This window comes from Burkholderia sp. E168m23 (genome assembly GCF_016586125.1).
Lineage (GTDB): Bacteria > Pseudomonadota > Gammaproteobacteria > Burkholderiales > Burkholderiaceae > Burkholderia > Burkholderia orbicola.
The window spans coordinates 1-903 of record NZ_BCPP01001533.1 but is presented as its reverse complement, the minus strand read 5'-3'; the positions used below and the strand labels follow the sequence as shown (position 1 = coordinate 903).

Below are 903 nucleotides of genomic sequence, written 5' to 3'. Positions count from 1 at the left end.
GGGCGGCGCGTACGGCCGCGTGAACGGCCAGTTGCTGACCTTCAGCAACTACGAACTGAACGGGCGCTACTTCCTCACGCCGGCCCTCTCGCTGGGCGGCGCCTATACGTTCACGCAGGGGCGCTTCGACGATGCGGGCCGCGGCATCGCGCCGAAGTGGAACCAGTTCATGCTGCAGGCCGACTATGCGCTGTCGCGTCGCACCGACCTCTATCTGGAAGGCGTGTATCAGCGCGTGACGGGTGCGGACGGCGTTGCGGTGCTCGGCCACGCGGGGATCTTCAACCTGGCCGCGTCAGGCAACGATCGTCAGGCCGTCGTCGCGGCCGGTATCCGTCACAAGTTCTGAGCGGCCGGGCTGATGTAAAAAACGGCACCCGTCATCGCGACGGGTGCCTTGAAATGCGACACGCCTCGTCATGTCGCAAGGGATTCAGTTCGCTGAACTAGCCATCGTCGCGGCCGGTGCCTGCGTACCGGGTGGGGCTTCATCGGTCGACCATCCGCCGCCCAGCGCGGCGATCAAGCCCACCGCCGCGAGTTGTCGACGCGTGTCCAGCTCCAGCATCGCGATCTTCGTATTGAGCTCGGTGGTCTGCGCCGTCACGACGTCGAGATAGCTGACGACGCCGTCCCGATAGCGCGACATCGACAACTGCAACGTGCGTTCGGCCGCGTCGAGCGCTTCCTGTTCGCGATCGGCTTCGTCGCCGAGGTGATGCGTGAGCGCGAGGTTGTCTTCCACCTGCTGGCACGCGTCGAGCACCACCGCGCGGTATTTCGCGCCGTTCTCGGCCAGTTGCGCGCGCGCCTGGTCGGTAAGCGCCTGGCGCCGGCCGCCGTCGAACAGCGTCAGCGCGAGGCTGGGCCCGATCGACCAGATCTCGTTCGGCGCGCGGAGCC

2 protein-coding genes are annotated in these 903 nt (G+C 66.9%); one reads left to right on the top strand and one right to left on the bottom strand.

Features of this window, described 5'->3' with window-relative positions:
• On the top strand, positions 1 to 349 hold a 349-nt coding region (locus JMF90_RS38690; RefSeq protein ID WP_201326510.1), incomplete at its 5' end, for a porin.
• An 84-nt stretch (positions 350 to 433) separates the two neighbouring features.
• Here JMF90_RS38690 and JMF90_RS38685 read toward each other — a convergent pair.
• On the bottom strand, positions 434 to 903 hold a 470-nt coding region (locus JMF90_RS38685; RefSeq protein ID WP_201326509.1), incomplete at its 5' end, for a TolC family protein.